This is a genomic window from Methylobacterium sp. 275MFSha3.1, assembly GCF_900108435.1.
Taxonomy (GTDB): Bacteria; Pseudomonadota; Alphaproteobacteria; order Rhizobiales; family Beijerinckiaceae; genus Methylobacterium.
In genome coordinates this window covers 289,947-307,753 of sequence record NZ_FNWP01000006.1, presented here as the reverse complement: position 1 = coordinate 307,753, position 17,807 = coordinate 289,947, and the positions used below count along the sequence as shown (strand labels likewise).

Sequence of the window (17,807 nt, the reverse complement as noted above, 5' to 3'; positions counted from 1 at the left end):
GCCCTCGACGATGGTGCTGGTGTGCCGGGCCTGCTCGACGGCCTCGCCGGCCATCCGCGCCGCGTGGCTGACCTGCTGGCTGATCTCCCCCACCGAGGCCGACAGTTCCTCGGCGCCCGAGGCCACGCTCTGGATGTCGCCGGACACCCGCCCGGCGAGGTCGACGGCCTCCGCGGTCCGGCGGCTGGCGCCCTCGACGGCGGTGCCGATCGCGTCGAGGTCGACGCCGATCGCCCGCTGCGCCGCGACGCGCCGGTGGCGCTCCTGGACCTGCGCGGTGATGTCGGCGGCGAACTTGACGACCTTGAGGACGCAGCCGCTGGCGTCGAGGATCGGGTTGTAGGTCGCCTGGATCCAGACGTCACGGCCGCCCTTGGCGATGCGGCGGAACTCGCCGCCCGCGAACTCACCCCGGCCCAGGCCCTCCCAGAACGCGCGGTAGCCGGCACTCGACCGCTCGGCCGGGTCGACGAACACGCCGTGGTGCTGGCCCCGGATCTCCTCCAGGCGATACCCCATCGTCTCGAGGAAGTTGCCGTTGGCGTCCAGGATCGTGCCGGTCGGATCGAAGGCGATCACGGCCTGCGACCGGTGCAGCGCCGCGATCTGACCGGCGTAGTCGAGCATCAGCAGCTTCTGCGCCGTGATGTCCGAGGCGAACTTGACGACCTTCACGACGCGGCCCGCGCGGTCGAGCACCGGGTTGTAGCTCGCCTGCACCCAGACGTGGCGGCCGCCCTGGGCGATCCGCTTGAACTCGGCCACTTGGCAGGTGCCCTGCCGCAGGGCGTCCCAGAAGGCGTGATACGCCGGGCTGTCCCGGTGCGCCGCCTCCACGAACAGGGCGTGGCGCTGGCCCCGGATGTCGGGCAGGGCGTAGCCCATCATCGTCAGGAAATTGGCGTTGGCCGTGATGATGGTGCCGTCCGGCTCGAACTCGATGACGGCCTGTGAGCGGTCGAGGGCATCGAATTTCGCCGCCAGACCTTCACGACCGCGCAGGGCGCCGAGCATTATCCCATCCCTTCTTGTCATTGCCGGGATCCCGAGTGCGAACACGCGGTTCTTCTTGGGATCTCCCGCTGATTTACTGTCACGGCATGACGGCCTCGCATAATGATTGCGCACAATCGTGAACGATGACTTAAATCTGAACGGCACAATAGTTCGAGGTTGAGAGGGTTTGGGATAGTGCAAAACTACCAGAGGAGTAAATTTCTACGCAATCTTCGATATCAGTGCCCGTAAACTATACAATCGAGGGTACGGATTTCGACGCCGAGATCCGGCGCCGTCATGCTCTCAGGTTGCACGGAAGTTCATATGCTAACGTAGAATAAGATTTCTGGTCTTCGCTGCCGGATCGGCGCACCGCGACGCGATGCGGTTGGATGCCACGCGCCGGCACGATTCGACCGACCTGACGCCCGCGGTCGAAGGGACGCGGCCGGCTCTGTCAGATGTAGGTCGAGGCCAGCGCCGGCGAGCCGTCCAGGGCGTGGGCCAGCCTCTCCAGCCCGTGGGCGATCTGCTGCCGGGTCGAAGGGCCGCCGAGGCAGAGGCGGACGGCCTCGGGCGGCGTCCCCGCGACGCAGAAGGGGTCGCTGCCGACCACCCCGAGACCCGCCGCGCGGCCCTGGCTGGCGAAGGCCGAGCGCGTCCATCCCGCCGGCAGGGTGATCCAGACATGGAAGGCGTGCGGGTCCGCGACGTAGGCCTCGGCGGGCAGCAGCGCGGCCGCGAGGCTCTGGCGCGCGGCCGACTCGGCGCGGACGAAATCCACGATGGCGTCCGCCGTCCCGTCCGTGATCCAGCGCGTCGTCAGCGCGGTCGAGATCGGCGACGCCATCACGGTGGCGGCGCGCAGGGCGTCGCCGAGGGGCAGGGCGGCCCGCGCGTTCGGGGCGATCAGGAAGGCGAGGCGAAGGCCGGCGCCCAGGCACTTCGCGACGCCCGCCACGTAATAGGTGATCTCGGGCGCCAGTTCGGCGAAGCTCGGCGGCGGTGCCGGGCAGATGCGCGCGTAGGCGTCGTCCTCGATGATGGTGACCGCGTAGCGGCGGGCCGTCGCGATGACGGCCTCGCGCCGGGCGCGGGACAGGGTCGCGGTGGTCGGGTTCTGCAGCAGGGGATTGAGGTAGAGCGCCTTCGGCGCCCCCCGCGTGCAGGCGGCCGCGAAGGCGTCGGGGTCGAGCCCGTGGCGGTCCATCGGCAGGCCGACGAGGCGCAGGCCCCGGTGCGCCGCGAGGGTCCGGATGCCCGGATAGGTGATGCGCTCGGCGCAGATCGTGTCGCCCGCCTGCGCGACCTGCCCCAGGATGCTGGACAGGGCGCTGTGCGCGCCGGGGCAGATCAGCAGGCGCTCGCGCGCCGCCGCGATCCCGCGACCCGCGAGCCAGCGCAGCGCGGCCTCCTTGTCCGCCTCCGTCCCGCCGAAGCCCTGGTAGCGCAGGAGGTCGGCGAGATCGCCCGAGAGCTCCGCGAAGGACGACCGCATGCGGGCCCGCAGGCCGGGCAGGTCGGGTTCCGGGGGCAGGTTCATGGTGAAGTCGACCGGTCCCGGCCGCCGGGGAAGGGCTGGCCCAGCGGTGCGGGCGGCATCCGCCGGGTCGACCACGAAGGTGCCCCGGCCGACCCGGCCCTCGATCAGGCCGCGCCTGTGGGCCTCGACGTAGCCGCGGGACACGGTCGTGAAGTTGAGGTCGAGCGTGGCGGCGAGCGCGCGCTGGGTCGGCAGGCGCGTGCCCGGAAGCAGGTGGCCGGTCCGGATGTCGTCCGCCAGCGCGTCCGCGATGGCCAGGTAATGGGGCTTGCCCCAGCGCCTGAGGTCCGGCGTCCAGATACCGGTCGCGTCGCCCCGGTCGACCGACCGTCCTCCCCGCCCGCCAGCCTTCATCCGTCCAGCACCCGCGACCTGAAAACCGATCAATGATCGATTGTATGGCTTGCAAGCGCCGTACCGGGCGCGTGACGGCCTATCACGGCGCGACTGATGCGTGCAATGCGTACAATATTCGTCGCCGAAGCGCGCGCCATCTGGCGACGACGTGCGCAAATCCTGATGATGAATTGTGCGTCTTCGAGTAGACCTGGGGGGATCGACTTCGCTCTATTGATCGCATCATTGTATGCATCGCAGGGCGCATTATTGAATGCATTCCTGACGGCTCCGATCTGGCACATGGCTTGCCATCCGACTGTCTGAACGTGCGCAGCACCCCCTGCCGCGGGTCAGACCATCGAGGAGCGTGAGCAATGCCTGCCGTGAACCGCGAGCCGCACAAGAAGGGCGACGTCCTGGTCGACTACGAGGAGAAGGTCTTCGAGGACGTGAAGGCCGAACCGGGCCAGAAGGCCCTCGTCACCTTCCACACCGTGGCGTTCGAGGGCTCGATCGGCCTCGTCAACCTGCTCCAGGCCACCCGCCTGCAGCGCAAGGGCTTCGAGACCTCGATCCTGCTCTACGGCCCGGGCATCACCCTCGGGGTCCAGCGCGGGTTCCCCCGGCTCGGCGACGAGGCGTTCCCGGGCCATCTCAATTTCAACAACCAGCTCGAGAAGTTCATGGCCGAGGGCGGCAAGGTCTACGCCTGCCGCTTCTCGACACAGGCCCTGTACGGACACAGCGAGGCGGCCTTCATCGAGGGTATTCGCATGATCAACCCCCTCGACGTGCTCGACTGCATCCTCCTGCACAAGCGCGACAACGCGGTGATCATCGACACCTGGACCGTCTGACGACCGCGCCAACGCCCCCGGCGGCCGCGCGCGACGCGCGCAGCCGCTGGCTCAGCCGGAGGACCACCCATGTCAGAGACCCGGATCGTGCGGGCTGCCGCGATCCAGATCGCGCCGGACCTCGACCGCCCGGACGGCACCCTGGAGCGCGTGCTCAACGCCGTCGACGAGGCCGCCGCCAAGGGCGCGCGCTTCATGGTCTTCCCCGAGACCTTCGTGCCCTACTATCCGTACTTCTCGTTCGTTCTCCCGCCCGCGCTCCAGGGGCCCGAGCACCTGCGCCTCTACGAGCGCGCGGTCGCCGTGCCGGGTCCGGTGACGCAGGCGGTCTCCGCGGCCGCACGGCGCCACGGGGCCGTGATCGTGGTCGGGGTCAACGAGCGCGAACACGGATCGCTCTACAACGCGCAGCTGATCTTCGACGCGGACGGCGCCCTGAAGCTCAAGCGCCGGAAGATCACGCCGACCTACCACGAGCGCATGATCTGGGGGCAGGGCGACGGCGCCGGCCTCGCCGTGGTGGAGACGGCGGTCGGCCGCGTTGGGGCGCTCGCCTGCTGGGAGCATTACAACCCGCTCGCCCGCTACGCCCTGATGGTGGGCCACGAGGAGATCCACGCCGCGCAGTTCCCGGGCTCCCTCGTCGGCCAGATCTTCGCCGACCAGATGGAGGTGACGATCCGCCACCACGCCCTGGAGGCGGCCTGCTTCGTGGTCAACGCCACCGGCTGGCTCACCGACGCGCAGGTCGCGCAGGTCTGCCCGGACGAGCGCCTGCGCGGCGCCTGCCGCGGCGGGAACTGCACCGCCATCGTGTCGCCCGAGGGCAAGCACCTCGCCGATCCCCTGGGACCGGGCGAGGGCATCCTGATCGCCGACATGGATCTCGCGCTGGTGACCAAGCGCAAGCGGATGATGGACTCGGTCGGCCACTACGCGCGGCCGGAGCTCCTCAGCCTGCTCCACGACGACCGCCCGGCCGCCTTCGTGCAGCGGCCGGCCCGTTCGCAGACCGCCCCCCGGAGCCCCGACCATGAGCAGCAGCCCGCTTCCGACGCGCCGTCCCATATCCCCGCCGGCCCCGACGGGCCTGATCGGGATGCCGACGGAGCGCCTGATCAACGCGTTGCAATCCTGCGGCGTTAGGCTCGCCGACAGCCGCGCCGGCGCGCCGAGCCGCCGCGGCGGCGCCGGCCCCTCGGACCACAAGGCGATGACCATCGCGGGCCGCACCGTGATGGTGCCGGTCCACACCGAGGCCGCCTTCGACTCGCCCTTCCTCGTGCGCCCGCCGGACGCGGACGGGATCGCGGTGATCGAGCACGCGGGCGTCGTGGTCGGCCACGTCACCTTCCCGGGCCGCCCGCGCTTCTACGCCCTCTCCACCTTCGACGGTGTGCCCTACGCGAAAATCGCCGTCCTGCACGGGCGCGACGTGCTGGCCACCACGGTGCTGCAAACCTGCATTCGCTACCAGAGCCGCGCGAAGACCTGCCAGTTCTGCTCGATCGGCCAGTCGCTGGCGGCCGGCCGCACGGTGGCCCGCAAGACACCCGAGCAGCTCGCCGAGGTCGCCCGCGCCGCCGTGCTGCTCGACGGCGTGAAGCACATGGTCATGACCACCGGCACGCCGAACGCCACTGACCGCGGCGCCGCGATCCTGTGCGAGAGCGCCTTCGCGGTGAAGGCGGCCGTCGACCTGCCGATCCAGGCCCAGTGCGAGCCGCCCGACGACGACCGCTGGTTCGAGCGGATGAAGGCCTCGGGCATCGACGCGCTGGGCATGCATCTCGAGGCCGTCACGCCCGAGGTGCGGGCGCGGATCATGCCCGGCAAGGCGGGCGTGCCGCTGGAGCGGTACTACGACGCCTTCGCGGCCGCTGTCCCGGTCTTCGGGCGCGGCCAGGTCTCCACCTACATCCTCGCCGGCCTCGGCGACGCGCCGGAGGCGATCCTCGCGATGGCCGACCGGCTGATCGGGATGGGCGTCTACCCGTTCGTGGTGCCTTTCGTGCCGATCTCCGGCACGCCGCTGGAGAGCCATCCGGCCCCCGGGCCCGACTTCATGCACGCCGTCCTGAAGCCGCTCGCGGAGATGCTGGGGCGGGCGAACCTGCGCTCCACCGACATCAAGGCCGGCTGCGGCCGGTGCGGTGCCTGCTCGGCGCTCTCCACCTACGAGCGCGCGGGGGAGGCGGCCTGATGTTCGACCCCGTTCCGCCGTACCGGCCCAGCCACTTCCGGGTGAAGTTCGCGGTCGCGCCCTGGGAGCGGCGCGCCTGCGCCGCCCTGCGGCGGCAGGTCTTCTGCGCGGAGCAGGGGATCTTCGCCGAGGACGACCGCGACGCGATCGACGCGCACGCCGTCCCGGTCTGCGCCCTCTCGACGCTCGGCGGCGACGCGGACGCCGTCGTCGGCACCGTGCGGATCCACGAAGACGGCGCGCGCCCGGGAACGTGGTGGGGCTCGCGCCTCGCCGTCGCCAAGCCTTTCCGCAGCGCCGCCGCCCTCGGCACCGGCCTCATCCGGGTCGCGGTGTCCTCGGCCCACGCGCGGGGCTGCACCCGCTTCCTCGCACACGTCCAGGAGGGCAACGTCGCGCTGTTCGAGGCCCTGCACTGGGAGAGCCTCGACGCGCTGGACCTGCACGGGCGGCCCCACCGCCTGATGGAGGCGGACCTCGCGGCCTACCCGCCGATGCACGATCCCGAGCACGGCCTCCTCACCTTCCGCAGGGCCGCGTGACCGCCGGGATCGACGTCCGGGCGCTGGCCCGCCAGATCCGCGAGGCCCGCGGGGTCGGCCACAAGCGCGACATCGACGCGGTGGTGCGGCGGCTCGGGCTCGGGAGCCGGCACGCGGCCGTGCCGGTCGGCGACGATTGCGCGGCGATCCCCGACGGCGACGGGCACCTGCTGCTGGCCATCGAGGGCTTCCTCGACAGCTTCGTGGCCGATGATCCGTACTTCGCGGGCTATTGCGGGATCATGGTCAACCTGAGCGACGTCGCCGCCATGGGCGGGCGCCCGCTCGCCGTCGTCGACGCCCTCTGGGCCCGGGACGCCGGGGCCGCAGACCCGATCCTGGCCGGCCTGTCCGACGCCGCCGTGCTCTACGGCGTCCCGGTGGTCGGCGGCCACACCAACACCCGCGCGGCCGCCGGCAACCTCGCGGTCGCGGTGCTCGGCCGGGCGGGACCGCGCCTGCTGACGAGCTTCGACGCCGCGCCCGGCGACGACCTCGTCGCCGCCATCGACCTGCGCGGGCGCTTCCGCGACCCGCACCCCTACTGGGACGCCTCCACCGGCGCGCCGGGCGCGCGGCTGCGCGGCGACCTCGCCCTGCTGCCGGGCCTCGCTGAGGACGGCCTGGCCGGCGCCGCCAAGGACATCAGCATGGCGGGCATCGTCGGTACGGCCCTGATGCTGCTCGAATGCTCCGGCGTCGGCGGCGTCATCGACCTCGACGCGATCCCGCGGCTCGACCACGTCCCGCTCGCGCGCTGGCTGACGGCGTTCCCGAGCTTCGGCTACCTCGTGAGCGTCCGCCCCGACCGCACGGCGGCCGTCACCGCGCGCTTCGCCGAGCGCGGCATCGCGGCGGCCCGGATCGGGGGCCTCGACGCCGGCCGGGCTGTCCGGGTGCGGGACGGGACGGGCGCCGAGGCCGTCGTCTGGGACTTCGCCACCGGCCCGCTGATCGGCTGCGGCAGGGACGGCCCGGGGGCGACGCCGTGAAGCCGCTGCGCGTCGCCCTCCTGACCCACTCCACCAACCCGCGGGGCGGCGTCGCCCACTGCCTCGCCCTCGCCGAGGCGCTGTGCGAACTCGGTCACGCGGCGGTGGTCCACGCGCCCGACCCGTCCGGCCGCGGGTTCTTCCGGGACGCGTCCTGCCCCACCGTGGCGGTCGCCGCCGAGCCGGTCGCGGGCGGGACGGTCGACCTCGTACGAACCCGCATCCACGACTACCTGCGCCACTTCGCGAGCCCGGCGGCCCGCGACTTCGACGTGTTCCACGCCCATGACGGCATCGGCGGCAACGCCCTCGCGACCCTGAAGCACCGGCGCCTAATCCCGGGCTTCGTCCGGACCGTCCACCACGTCGACAGCTTCGCCGACCCCGTCCTCGCGGGCTGGCAGGACCGCGCGATCCGCGAGGCCGGCCGGCTGCTCTGCGTCAGCCGCCTGTGGGCCGACTGGATCCGGGACGCGCTCGGCGCCGAGGCCGGGATCGTCGGCAACGGGGTCGACCTGTCGGTCTATCGCCCCGCGGCCGCGGAGGGCGACGCGGCTCTGCGGGCGCGCTGGGGGCTCGGCGCGGGGCCGATCGTCCTCAGCGTCGGCGGCCTCGAGGAGCGCAAGAACAGCCTCGGCATCATCGCGGGGTTCGCGCGCCTGCGGACGCGCCACCCGCACGCCCAGCTCGTCGTCGCGGGCGGCGCCTCGCTCCTCGACCACGCCGGCTACCGCGAACGCTGCCGCGCCACCCTCGTCGCCGCGGGTCTGGACGTGGGCCGCGGCGCGGCCGTCATCGAGACGGGGCCCGTCGCGCAGGCCGACATGCCGGCGCTCTACCGGGCCGCGGACCTGCTGGCCTTCCCGTCCTGGACCGAGGGGTTCGGCCTCTGCGTGCTGGAGGCCATGGCCTGCGGAACGCCGGCGATCGTCTCCGACCGACCGCCCTTCAACGAGTACCTGACGCCGGCCGACGCGCTGTTCGTCGATCCCGCCGACCCCGACAGCATCGCCGCCGCCATGGCGGCGGCGCTGGAACCGCGGACCCGCGCCCGCCTGCGGGCGGCGGGGCTGGAGCGCGCGGCCGCCCATTCCTGGCGCGCCTGCGCGACGCGCCACCGCGACGCCTACGCCGCCTCCGCCCGCGGCGCGTCAGCCTTCACGGAGTTGCAGCCATGACGACAACGACCCGTCACGTCCCCGTCGCCGTCGTCGGCGGCGGCCAGGCCGGCCTCTCGGTCAGCTACCACCTGAAGCAGCGCAAAATCGCGCACCTCGTCTTCGAGAAGCACACGGCCGCGCACACCTGGGCGACGCAGCGCTGGGACACGTTCTGCCTCGTCACCCCGAACTGGCAGTGCGACCTGCCGGGCCACCCCTACGACGGGCCGGACCCGGACGGGTTCATGAGGAAGGACGAGATCGTCGCCTACCTGCAGGCCTTCGTCGCCAAGGTGCGGCCGCCGCTCCGCGAGGGCGTGGCGGTCACGCGCGTGGCGCGGCGCGACGACGGCGTGTTCGCGGTCCGGACCTCGGAGGGCGACTACACCGCGGACGAGATCGTGGTGGCCTCTGGCGGCTACCACACGCCGATCGTCCCGCGCATGGCCGAGAAGCTGCCGCCCGCGATCACCCAGATCCACTCGAACCAGTACCGGAACCCGGCGCAGCTGCCCGACGGCGCGGTCCTGGTCGTCGGCTCGGGCCAGTCCGGCGCGCAGATCGCCGAGGACCTGCATCTCGCCGGACGGGAGGTGCATCTCGCCGTGGGCGACGCACCCCGCTGCGCCCGCTTCTACCGCGGGCGCGACGTCGTCGCGTGGCTCGCCGACATGGGCTACTACGAGAAGACCGTCGACGATCACCCGCTGCGCGACGGCGTCCGGGACAACACCAACCACTACGTGACCGGTCGCGACGGCGGCCGGGATATCGACCTGCGCCGCTTCGCCCTGGAGGGCATGGCGCTCTACGGCGTCCTCGAGGACTACGCGGCGGGCGCCCTCCGCTTCCGGGACAACCTCCGGCCCGCGCTCGACCAGGCCGACCGGACCTACAACGGCATCAACGCGGCCATCGACGCCCATATCGACGCGGCCGGCATCGCGGCGCCGGTCCAGGCGCCATACGCCCCGGTCTGGGAGCCGGGCGAGCCGGTCACCGCGCTCCCCCTCGAAGGGTCCGGCATCGCCAGCGTGGTCTGGTGCATCGGCTTCGCGCCGGATTTCCGGTGGCTCGACGCGTCCGTGTTCAACGGCGCCGGCCAGCCGAAGCACAGGCGCGGCGTCACGGCCGAGGCGGGCATCTCCTTCATCGGCCTGCCCTGGCTGAACACCTGGGGCTCGGGCCGCTTCGGCGCGGTCGGCCGCGACGCCGAGTACATCGTGCAGGTGATCGAGGCGCGTCTCGGCTCCGGTGCGGTCGGCCTGAAGCGGGCGGTGTGAGCCGGATCATCATCCGGTCGAACCCGGGCGAAACCTCCCCTCGGTCATCCCGGCATTCGGACCGGTCACGCCGGGTATCCGCGGCCGAAGTGCCGATCCCCTCCAGTGTTCCGGAGCGAACGCTGGTCCAGGATCGACTTGTTCGCCTGTATCGCATCGGTTAGCCACGCCCCGTTGCGGCGCCTGAGTCGCGTCAGAGCCAGGGATCATCCATGCGAGCACGTACCGTCGGTATCGGGATTGCGGCGATTCTGTCCGTGATGACCAGTGTGGCCTCCGCCGAGACGTTGCCGGCACGCAAGGCCGGCCTGTGGGAGAGCAAGACCACGTCGCCCGACGGCAACACGACCGCGCGTCAATGCATCGACGAGAAGACCGATCAGATCGCGCAGGCAGCGTTCGGGGGCGGCCAGAACTGCGCGAAGCGCACCATCGTCAAGACGAGCACCGGCTACAAGGGCGAGACCGAGTGCAAGCTCGGCCCGATCTCGGCCGCGGGCACGACCGAGATCAGCGGCGACTTCAACAGCAAGATCCACATGGAGGTGGATACGACGCTGACCGGCATGCCGAACGCCAAGGAGCCCGTGCGACGCCAGATGGTGATCGACGCCACCTACATCGGTCCCTGCGCGGCCGGACAGAGCCCGGGCGACATCATCCTGCCCGACGGCAAGATCGTGAAGATGCCCCAACCGGCGGCCCGATAGGCACACCGGCAGGCGCCTCGGGCGCGGGCGAGCCCGTCGGGTGCCGCCCCGCGTCCGCGCGGGCGCCGCCGCGGAGATCCAAGCCGCGAAACCGGCATCCCTCCGTGAGACGGCGAGCGACAGCCCGCGAGTCAGGGGAAGGTCTGATTAGCGGATATTAAATACATTTCGCTAATCGTGCGCCGTGCAGCCGCAGAATTGTTCTATTCGGCTCCGTCGAGGCCGCCGTGTCGCTACAGAGTGTCTCCATTCGTACAAAGCTGGTCGTGGCCTTCTCGGTCCTGACCGTTTTCGTGATCGGGCTCGGCGTGCTCGGGCTCGTGAGTACGCGCAAATTGCGCGAGCAGGCGGTCGAGATCGATACGAACTGGCTGCCGAGCATCCGGGCGCTGGGCGAGATCGACACGCTGACCGCCCGCAGCAGCGGCCTTCTCCTGCGGCACACGCAGGCGACCGATCCGGCGCTGCTCGCCAGCATCGAGAAGGATATGGACAGCTTCGACCGGAAGCTGGCCGACCGGGTCGCCGTCTACAAGGGCCTGCTCAGCTCGCCCGAAGAGCGGTCGCTCTTCGACGCGTTCAACCAGGAATCTCAGACCTTCAAGGCGGTGCGCAACGACGTCGTCGACCTGTCGCGGGCCGGGAAGAAGACCGAGGCCTATCAGCTCTACGAGACGAAGGGCCTCATCCCGCGCCGCGCCGCCTCCAAGGCCCTCGAGAAGCTGATCGCCATCAACAACGCCGGCGCCGATGCCGCGCAGGCCCAGGGCACCGCCGTCTTCAACGAGACCTGGACGGTGAGCCTCGTCGCGATCGCTCTCGCCGTGGCGGTCTCCGTTCTGTCGGGCGTGATCATCGTCCTCGGCGTCACCCGCGGCATCGCCGCGGTGGTGCGGCCGATGCAGGCGCTGATCGCCGGCGACCTGTCGGCCGAGATCCCGCATCAGGGCGAGAAGACCGAGATCGGCACCATCGCGTCGGCCGTCGCGGTGTTCAAGCAGGGTCTTATCCAGATGAAGGCGCTGGAGGCCGAGACCGCGCAGGCGCGCCTCGCCGCCGAGGAGCAGCGCCGGATCGGCATGCGCCAGATGGCCGACAGCTTCGAGGCGGCGGTCGGCGGCATCGTCGGGCAGGTCTCGGCCTCCGCGACCGAGCTGCAGGCCACCGCCGGCTCCATGTCGGCCATGGCAGGCCAGACCTCGGCGCAGTCGGGGGCGGTCGCGGCCGCCGCCGAGGAGGCCGCCTCGAACGTCAGCACCGTCGCGGCCGCCGCCGAGGAACTCGGCGCCTCCGTCCAGGAGATCGGGCGCCAGGTCCAGGGTTCGGCCGAGCTGGCCCGCTCCGCCGCCGGCGAGGCGGACGAGACCGGCGCCCTCGTCCAGGAACTCAGCGGCGCCGTCGCCAAGATCGGCGACGTGGTGGGCCTGATCTCCTCGATCGCCGGTCAGACCAACCTCCTGGCGCTGAACGCCACGATCGAGGCCGCCCGCGCGGGCGCGGCGGGCCGCGGCTTCGCGGTCGTCGCCTCCGAGGTGAAGGCGCTGGCGGAGCAGACCGCCCGCGCGACCGGGGAGATCTCCAGTCAGATCGGCCGGATCCAGGGCGTGACCGGTCAGGCGGTCTCCGCCATCGGGACGATCACCGGGCGCATCCGCGAGATCAACAGCGTCGCCACCTCGATCGCGGCCGCCGTCGAGGAGCAGGGCGCGGCGACGCAGGAGATCGTCCGCAACGTCACCCAGGCCGCGCAGGGCACCGGCGAGGTGACCAGCAACATCGCCGGCGTGGCCGGCGCCGCGGAGGAGACCGGCGCGGCGGCGAGCCAGGTTCTCGGCGCGGCCTCGGAGCTGTCGCGCCAGTCCGAGCACCTGTCCGCCGAGGTCGGTCGGTTCCTCTCGACCGTGCGCGCCGCCTGACGCGGCGACTGAGGAGCCCGGCGATATAGGCCGCTCCGGCCAGTTCATCGCCGGGGTGTGCCGCAGCACCTCGGCGGGGAAAGCTTGAGCTTACATCAGGGTCACACCGCGAACACAGTCGCGGACCTGATGGAGACTTCCATGACCCTCGTTGCCCGCTTCGCCCTCGCCACGGCCGTCGCCGCCGCCACCGTCGCGGTTCTCGCCGGGACCTACGTCGAGATCCTGGACCGCGCCCTCCCGATGCACTTCGTCTGAGACGGCGGGTGCGAACCGGTTGAAGACCGCATCCCGGGTCGCCGCCGTCCGGCGGCGGCGACCCGGGATGCGGGAGGGAGGTGCAGATGACTCGAATCCTGACATCCGTCCTCGACGGCGCCGTGTGGGTCGCGGACGCACTCGACGATATCCTCGTCGAGGCGGCTCTCGGCTTCGGCGCCGCCGTACCGCTGATCGCCGACCCGTCCGGCGATCCGCCGACCGGCGCAACCACCGGCCAATCCGAGACAAGTCCCTCGCCGATCCGGACTTGACCGCCCGGGATGCCCGGCCGTCGCCGGTGCCGACCCCGGAGGTGTCGCGACGGTCCGGATGACCGGGTTCCCCGGTCGGGCCGCAGAGACGTGTGGCCTCCGCCACAGAGGGAACGGACCCGCGCCACGAACAGCGGCGGCTCGGCGAGCGTCCCCGTCCGCACCTGCCCCGTTCGGGAACGGCTCTAGCGCTTCTGCGTGTTCGGCGCCGATTGGTCGGTCTGCGGCTCCATCTTGGTGGAGTCGGGTTTCGTCGGCGTGTTGTTCTGCGCCTGCTTGTCGTCGCAGGCGGCGAGGCCGAGCAGCAGAAGAGCGGCGAGTGCGATGCGGGTGCGTGCCGGCATGGATCCTCCCTGTAGCGTGTGAGGGCGCGGAGATCCTGTTTGGCGATATCGCCAAACAGGATCTCCGCGCCGCTCGCTGCGCGACGCGGTCCCGTCAGCGGCCGCCGGCCGGCGGCTTGGAGCCGGATCCGGCATCGTTCGGGCCGGTGCTGTTCGTCGTGCCGGAGCGGCTCATCGAGCCGGTCGACGGGCCGCTCCCGGCGGCGCCGGGTGTCGAGCCGGACCCCGCGTCGCTCGGGCCGGTGCTGTTGGCCGTGCCTGACCGGCTGGTCGCGCTGCCGGCATTCTCGGTTGCCGTGGCGGGAATCGCGGCCGCGAGGAGGGCGGCGATGGCGAGACTCGTGACCTTCATGGCGGATCTCCCTCTCGGTCCGGCAATCGCTCTCGCGGAGCCGTTACCGGTCGTGCGGGCAACCCCGCGCCACCGCAGCTGTTCCGACCGCGTCGCCGACCGCCCGGCACGGGTCCCGGATCACGATGCTTCCGGTGGCGCGTCCTCCCGGACCGCAGCCGGGGTGGCGGCGCGCGCCTGCTCGTCGGGCATCCGGTAGCCGCGATCCCAGGTGGCCCAGGATTCCGAATCCGCCGGATAGGGGTTGGCGGTGATCGGATCGCCGCGGTCGCGGGCGTGGCGCCCCTCGTCGCTGATCGCGGCGGGTGAACGGGTCGACGGTGTCATCGGCGCTTCTCCGGCACTCACATCCCCGGGTCCGGAACCTCGGCAGACAGCCCGGGCGTTGCAGGATCTACCGGACGCTCGCGCGAATGTTCCCCGCCTGGGTTGGTGCTCAGCGGCCGGTGTACCCGCGCGTCGCCGCCGCCGCCTTCAGGCGCTCGAACGCCGTCGCGTAGCGCTCGCGCAGGAACGCGGCGTTGGGCGGGATCCGGGTCGGGCAGAGATTGTCCTCGGTATCGGACATCTTGATCAGCAGCGCGGCGAGGTTGCCGGCCGCGATCAGGGTGGTGATCCGCTCGGAATACGCGATCCGACTCTGCGGCTTCGTGAGAAGCGTCACCGTCTCGACGATGTCGGCCTCGAAGCCGGCGGCGCGGAGGTCCGCCGCCGTACGCGGCGTGTCCTCCAGCACATCGTGCAGGAGCGCCGCCTGCATGACTCGCATCGGGTCGATGTCGAGCCCGTCGATGAGTCGGGCGTGACCGGCCCGGGTCTGGGCGGCGTTCGCGACGCGTTCCAGGTGCCGCATGCACGGCTCGCCGCCCTTGTCGAGCTGACCCGCATGTGCCGTGAGGGCGAAGGTATGGGCATCGAAAATCGTCGGCACGCGACCGGCTCTCCAGATCGACCGGCCCGGATCGGCGCCGCACCGGCTTCCCGTTCCGGGAAGTCGGGTCCCCGCCGCGGCGTTCCCGCCGGGTCGCCCGCCGCGGGGCTCCTCGTCGCCGGATGCCGTCCCGGGGCGGGACTACCTCATTTCGTGGATGCGCAGTCTTCGCGCTCGATTCAAAAGTTCACGTTGGCAACACTATTGCTCAGCTCCCGTGGAATCGCCATCTGTTGTTCCATAATCGGACAAGCGGCGAGTCGCGCTTCAGGATCGAGACCATGACGTCCGGAACACTCGAGAAGCCGCTGGATGTCGGCGGGCCGCTGAGCCGCAGGGCGGCGGCGCTGGCCAACGTCCGCTGGTTCCGCGCGCTGGCGTGGCGCGCCCTGCGCGACGGCGGCCCGCGGGCCGAGCTGCGCGCGTCCAACGCGCGGGCCGCGGCGCGGATCGTTCTGCGTCAGGCCAAGCGGGAGGCCCTCGTCGCCCGCCTGGCGCGACAGGCCCTCGACGCCTCCGTCTGAGTGCGGGGCGCCGGGTCGGCCGGGCGCTGGGCCCGGCCGCGGCGGTGCGCCTCAGCGCTTGAACTTGCCCTCGTACTTGAACTCCGGCGCCGCCTTCAGCTGGTCCTTGCTGGCGCCGATGATGGCCTTCCACTTCTTCGCGTCGGCGTCGTAGCCGAGCGCGATCGAGCTCGGCGAGACCGCGACGTAGCGCTCGCCCAGGCCGAGGAAGCCGCCCACCGAGACGATGTAACCGGCCAGCTTCCCGTGATCGATCACGAGGTCCTTGATCTCGCCGACCGTGTTGTTCTGCGCGTCGGTCACGTTGAGACCGATGAGGTTGTAGCTGAGCACCGCGTCCTGCGGCACGGTCTCGAATTTGGGCGCGACCGTCTGCGGCGCCTCGTTGGCGGCGAGCGCGGGCCCGGCGAGGGCGGCGGCGGCGAAGGCGGCGATGACGAGGCGGCGCATGGTGTACTCCAGTGGCCCGGTATGGGTGGTCTGAAATGGCCGCCTCGGGCGCATCGTTCCGCGACTGCACGGAAATGTTAATGCGCGGAACATGGAACCTTCGGCCGGCGCGCGACCCGCGCGGCGACACCCCTCACGAGGCTCCGGCGCGGTGAACGGGCTGGCCAACTGTATCGAAGATCGACCGGGACAGATTGCCCGGCCGCGCCCCGACCGTTCCTGGCCGACCGCGCCCTGGCACGGCATGCCGGGACCCGCACGTATCGGGAGGGGACATCCGTGGCGGGGGGAGTGATCGAGACGACGCGCGGACCGGCGACCGGCGCCTGGGTGGACGGCCTCATCGGCGTCGCGATCTTCAGCGCGTCGCTGGTCGCGACGCGCCTCGCGCTGACCGGCATGGACGCCCTGTTCCTCAGCGCGGCCCGGGCGGCGCTCGCCGGCCTCGCCGGCGCGGCCGCCCTGCTGGCGCTCCGGCAGGCACGGCCGTGCCGGACCGATCTCCCGGCGCTCGCCATCGTGGCCGCGGGCGTCGTGGTCGGCTTCCCGCTCCTCACCGCCCTGGCCCTGCGTACGGTCGGCGCCGCGCACGGCACCGTCTTCGTCGGCCTGCTGCCCCTCGCCACCGCCCTGTTCGGCGCGCTGCGCTCCGGCGAGCGGCCGTCACCGATCTTCTGGCTGCTCTCGATCACCGGCGCGCTGGTCACGGTCGGCTTCGCCGCGCGGGGGCTCGACGGTCCGCCGGGTCCCGGCGACGCCTTCATGCTGGCCGCGATCCTGCTCTGCGGGCTCGGCTACGCCGAGGGCGGCGTCCTGGCCCGCCGGTTGGGCGGCTGGCAGGTGATCGCCTGGGCCACCGTCCTGTCGCTGCCCGTGAGCCTGCCCCTCGCGCTGCTGCTCCGGCCGGCCGAGCTGGCGGCGATCCCGCTGCCGGCCTGGGCGGGACTCGGCTACGTCGCGCTGTTCAGCATGCTCATCGGCTTCGTGTTCTGGTACCGCGCCCTGGCGCGTGGCGGCATCGCGTCGGTCGGCCAGCTGCAGCTGCTGCAGCCGTTCCTGGGCCTCGGCGTGGCCGCGCTGGTCCTCGGCGAGCACATCGAGCCCGCCATGATCGCCGCCGCCCTGGCCGTGGCCGCCTGCGTGGCGCTGGCGCGGCGCTTCGCCTGAGAACGGCGCGGAGTTGTCGGCCCTGGATCGTCAGCCGGACTTCGCCACGACCTCGATGTCGCGGTCGAGCCCGCTCTCGACCTTGAACTCCCGGGTGTAGACCTGCCCGTCGTGGCGGGCGATCAGCACGTAGTCGCCCTCCGCCAGGGTGACCTGCGGGAAGGCGCCGATCGCCTCGCGGATCGTGTCGCCGCCGGGGGTGAGAACCGAGAAGGCGGTGCCCGCGAAGGCCTCGGCGCCGGGGGCGGCGACGAGCTTCAGGGTCACCGTCGCGGCGCGGTGGTTGAGTGTCGCCTCCGTGACCTTGCCGTTCTCGACGCGCAGGTCCGCGCGCTGGATCGCGTTCGATTCTCCGTAGGTCGAGACGACGTGGTATGTGCCCTCCGGCAGCCGCAGCAGCTCGCCGGTCTTGATGCCGGCGCGCACGAGCCGGCCCTCGGAATTGGTCCCGACCGGGACGAAGACCGAGAACATCACCTGACCGGGCGGGATCTTCTGATCGCCCACCGCGCCCGCGAGCTTCAGGGCGCCGGCGGCCACCCGCAGCGTGTCGGTCGTCGGCTGCCCGCCCATCACGATCCGCTTCGAGGCGCTGGCGAAGCCGTAGGTCACGGTCGCTACGTAGGCGCCCGGCGCGAGGGTGAAATGCGGCTCGGCCTCGGTCGAGCGGGCGACGATCGACGGCCGCGTGCCGTCGCCGCGATCCTCGTAGATCCGCCACGCGAGCCCCTGGCGCAGGGCCGTGCCCGGTCCCGACAGGAGCGCCGACAGGGACAGCTGCGCGTCCGGCTCGGCCGGGGGCAGGGACGGCGGCAGGTTCGGGGTGGTGATCGACGGCGAGGGCAGGGCGCCGCCGAGCCGGTTCTGGAACGGGTCCTGCTGCGCGAGCGCGGCCGGCGGGCCGGCGGCGAGCATCGCCAGCGCGGTCGCTGCAAGCCTCATGCGCATCGGTCGGCCCTTCT

General features: G+C 71.9%; 20 protein-coding genes. 12 read left to right on the top strand and 8 right to left on the bottom strand.

All coding sequences use genetic code 11. The annotated features are described in order from the left end of the window. Window positions 1-1,014: PAS domain-containing protein (locus BLW78_RS09440; RefSeq protein ID WP_091678863.1), on the bottom strand; the 1,014-nt coding region annotated here is incomplete at its 3' end. Between the two features lie 442 nt (window positions 1,015-1,456). Continuing rightward, a complete protein-coding gene (locus BLW78_RS09435; protein WP_091678860.1) occupies window positions 1,457-2,896 on the bottom strand; it encodes an aminotransferase-like domain-containing protein in 1,440 nt (479 codons plus the stop codon). 359 nt (window positions 2,897-3,255) lie between these two features. Between BLW78_RS09435 and BLW78_RS09430 the strand changes: the two genes are divergently transcribed. From BLW78_RS09430 to BLW78_RS09380, 10 genes are all read left to right on the top strand, one after another. Then, window positions 3,256-3,738 (top strand): MSMEG_0572/Sll0783 family nitrogen starvation response protein, encoded by a 483-nt coding sequence (locus tag BLW78_RS09430; protein WP_020091615.1) that lies wholly within the window; start codon window positions 3,256-3,258, stop codon window positions 3,736-3,738. A 69-nt stretch (window positions 3,739-3,807) separates the two neighbouring features. Further along, window positions 3,808-4,884, top strand: a complete 1,077-nt coding sequence (locus BLW78_RS09425; RefSeq protein ID WP_091678857.1) for a Nit6803 family nitrilase — start codon at window positions 3,808-3,810, stop codon at window positions 4,882-4,884. After that, on the top strand, window positions 4,838-5,941 hold the full coding sequence (locus tag BLW78_RS09420; protein ID WP_091678853.1) for an MSMEG_0568 family radical SAM protein: 1,104 nt from the start codon (window positions 4,838-4,840) through the stop codon (window positions 5,939-5,941). Before BLW78_RS09425 ends, BLW78_RS09420 begins: the two co-directional genes overlap by 47 nt. After that, window positions 5,938-6,483: an MSMEG_0567/Sll0786 family nitrogen starvation N-acetyltransferase gene (locus BLW78_RS09415; RefSeq protein ID WP_091678904.1), complete on the top strand. Its 546-nt coding sequence runs from the start codon at window positions 5,938-5,940 to the stop codon at window positions 6,481-6,483. Before BLW78_RS09420 ends, BLW78_RS09415 begins: the two co-directional genes overlap by 4 nt. Continuing rightward, on the top strand, window positions 6,480-7,475 hold the full coding sequence (locus BLW78_RS09410; protein WP_091678851.1) for a sll0787 family AIR synthase-like protein: 996 nt from the start codon (window positions 6,480-6,482) through the stop codon (window positions 7,473-7,475). Before BLW78_RS09415 ends, BLW78_RS09410 begins: the two co-directional genes overlap by 4 nt. Then, on the top strand, window positions 7,472-8,653 hold the full coding sequence (locus BLW78_RS09405; RefSeq protein ID WP_091678848.1) for an MSMEG_0565 family glycosyltransferase: 1,182 nt from the start codon (window positions 7,472-7,474) through the stop codon (window positions 8,651-8,653). Before BLW78_RS09410 ends, BLW78_RS09405 begins: the two co-directional genes overlap by 4 nt. Further along, window positions 8,650-9,918 (top strand): MSMEG_0569 family flavin-dependent oxidoreductase, encoded by a 1,269-nt coding sequence (locus BLW78_RS09400; protein ID WP_091678844.1) that lies wholly within the window; start codon window positions 8,650-8,652, stop codon window positions 9,916-9,918. Before BLW78_RS09405 ends, BLW78_RS09400 begins: the two co-directional genes overlap by 4 nt. Window positions 9,919-10,130: 212 nt before the next feature. Continuing rightward, window positions 10,131-10,628, top strand: coding sequence for a DUF3617 domain-containing protein (locus BLW78_RS09395; protein WP_042672875.1), 498 nt, complete (start codon window positions 10,131-10,133; stop codon window positions 10,626-10,628). A 227-nt stretch (window positions 10,629-10,855) separates the two neighbouring features. Beyond that, window positions 10,856-12,544, top strand: coding sequence for a methyl-accepting chemotaxis protein (locus BLW78_RS09390; RefSeq protein ID WP_091678842.1), 1,689 nt, complete (start codon window positions 10,856-10,858; stop codon window positions 12,542-12,544). A gap of 344 nt (window positions 12,545-12,888) precedes the next feature. Continuing rightward, window positions 12,889-13,077 carry a hypothetical protein gene (locus tag BLW78_RS09380; RefSeq protein WP_020091625.1) on the top strand — a complete coding sequence of 63 codons (189 nt, stop codon included), beginning with the start codon at window positions 12,889-12,891 and terminating at the stop codon, window positions 13,075-13,077. Window positions 13,078-13,262: 185 nt separating this feature from the next. Here the strand turns inward: BLW78_RS09380 and BLW78_RS31330 are convergent, their stop codons facing one another. From BLW78_RS31330 to BLW78_RS09365, 4 genes are all read right to left on the bottom strand, one after another. Continuing rightward, window positions 13,263-13,421 carry a hypothetical protein gene (locus BLW78_RS31330; RefSeq protein WP_170855131.1) on the bottom strand — a complete coding sequence of 53 codons (159 nt, stop codon included), beginning with the start codon at window positions 13,419-13,421 and terminating at the stop codon, window positions 13,263-13,265. A gap of 94 nt (window positions 13,422-13,515) precedes the next feature. Further along, window positions 13,516-13,773 (bottom strand): hypothetical protein, encoded by a 258-nt coding sequence (locus BLW78_RS09375; protein WP_091678837.1) that lies wholly within the window; start codon window positions 13,771-13,773, stop codon window positions 13,516-13,518. A gap of 120 nt (window positions 13,774-13,893) precedes the next feature. Further along, window positions 13,894-14,100 carry a hypothetical protein gene (locus BLW78_RS09370; RefSeq protein ID WP_020091628.1) on the bottom strand — a complete coding sequence of 69 codons (207 nt, stop codon included), beginning with the start codon at window positions 14,098-14,100 and terminating at the stop codon, window positions 13,894-13,896. A gap of 109 nt (window positions 14,101-14,209) precedes the next feature. Continuing rightward, window positions 14,210-14,704, bottom strand: a complete 495-nt coding sequence (locus tag BLW78_RS09365) for an HD domain-containing protein (RefSeq protein ID WP_056521565.1) — start codon at window positions 14,702-14,704, stop codon at window positions 14,210-14,212. Between the two features lie 281 nt (window positions 14,705-14,985). Here BLW78_RS09365 and BLW78_RS09360 point away from each other — a divergent pair, with 281 nt between their 5' ends. Next, entirely contained in the window at window positions 14,986-15,228 is a 243-nt protein-coding gene (locus BLW78_RS09360; RefSeq protein WP_020091630.1) for a hypothetical protein, read from the top strand. 51 nt (window positions 15,229-15,279) lie between these two features. On the opposite strand, the gene BLW78_RS09355 is transcribed toward BLW78_RS09360, so the two are convergent. Next, the gene (locus tag BLW78_RS09355; protein ID WP_020091631.1) at window positions 15,280-15,678 is read right to left on the bottom strand and encodes a PRC-barrel domain-containing protein; all 399 of its coding nucleotides are present in this window, start codon (window positions 15,676-15,678) and stop codon (window positions 15,280-15,282) included. A gap of 279 nt (window positions 15,679-15,957) precedes the next feature. On the opposite strand from BLW78_RS09355, the gene BLW78_RS09350 reads away from it, so the two are divergent. After that, on the top strand, window positions 15,958-16,845 hold the full coding sequence (locus BLW78_RS09350; protein WP_210186884.1) for a DMT family transporter: 888 nt from the start codon (window positions 15,958-15,960) through the stop codon (window positions 16,843-16,845). A 30-nt stretch (window positions 16,846-16,875) separates the two neighbouring features. Here BLW78_RS09350 and BLW78_RS09345 read toward each other — a convergent pair whose 3' ends face one another. Further along, window positions 16,876-17,793, bottom strand: a complete 918-nt coding sequence (locus BLW78_RS09345) for a hypothetical protein (RefSeq protein WP_026604700.1) — start codon at window positions 17,791-17,793, stop codon at window positions 16,876-16,878. Window positions 17,794-17,807 lie beyond the last annotated feature (14 nt).

Excerpts from the sequence above, each read along its gene's own strand:
- BLW78_RS09435 (WP_091678860.1), bottom strand. The coding sequence starts at position 2,896 with ATGAAGGCTGGCGGGCGGGGAGGACGGTCGGTCGACCGGGGCGACGCG.
- BLW78_RS09430 (WP_020091615.1), top strand. The coding sequence starts at position 3,256 with ATGCCTGCCGTGAACCGCGAGCCGCACAAGAAGGGCGACGTCCTGGTC.
- BLW78_RS09425 (WP_091678857.1), top strand. The coding sequence starts at position 3,808 with ATGTCAGAGACCCGGATCGTGCGGGCTGCCGCGATCCAGATCGCGCCG.
- BLW78_RS09420 (WP_091678853.1), top strand. The coding sequence starts at position 4,838 with ATGCCGACGGAGCGCCTGATCAACGCGTTGCAATCCTGCGGCGTTAGG.
- BLW78_RS09400 (WP_091678844.1), top strand. The coding sequence starts at position 8,650 with ATGACGACAACGACCCGTCACGTCCCCGTCGCCGTCGTCGGCGGCGGC.
- BLW78_RS09395 (WP_042672875.1), top strand. The coding sequence starts at position 10,131 with ATGCGAGCACGTACCGTCGGTATCGGGATTGCGGCGATTCTGTCCGTG.
- BLW78_RS09380 (WP_020091625.1), top strand. The coding sequence starts at position 12,889 with ATGACTCGAATCCTGACATCCGTCCTCGACGGCGCCGTGTGGGTCGCG.
- BLW78_RS31330 (WP_170855131.1), bottom strand. The coding sequence starts at position 13,421 with ATGCCGGCACGCACCCGCATCGCACTCGCCGCTCTTCTGCTGCTCGGC.
- BLW78_RS09375 (WP_091678837.1), bottom strand. The coding sequence starts at position 13,773 with ATGAAGGTCACGAGTCTCGCCATCGCCGCCCTCCTCGCGGCCGCGATT.
- BLW78_RS09370 (WP_020091628.1), bottom strand. The coding sequence starts at position 14,100 with ATGACACCGTCGACCCGTTCACCCGCCGCGATCAGCGACGAGGGGCGC.
- BLW78_RS09360 (WP_020091630.1), top strand. The coding sequence starts at position 14,986 with ATGACGTCCGGAACACTCGAGAAGCCGCTGGATGTCGGCGGGCCGCTG.
- BLW78_RS09355 (WP_020091631.1), bottom strand. The coding sequence starts at position 15,678 with ATGCGCCGCCTCGTCATCGCCGCCTTCGCCGCCGCCGCCCTCGCCGGG.
- BLW78_RS09345 (WP_026604700.1), bottom strand. The coding sequence starts at position 17,793 with ATGCGCATGAGGCTTGCAGCGACCGCGCTGGCGATGCTCGCCGCCGGC.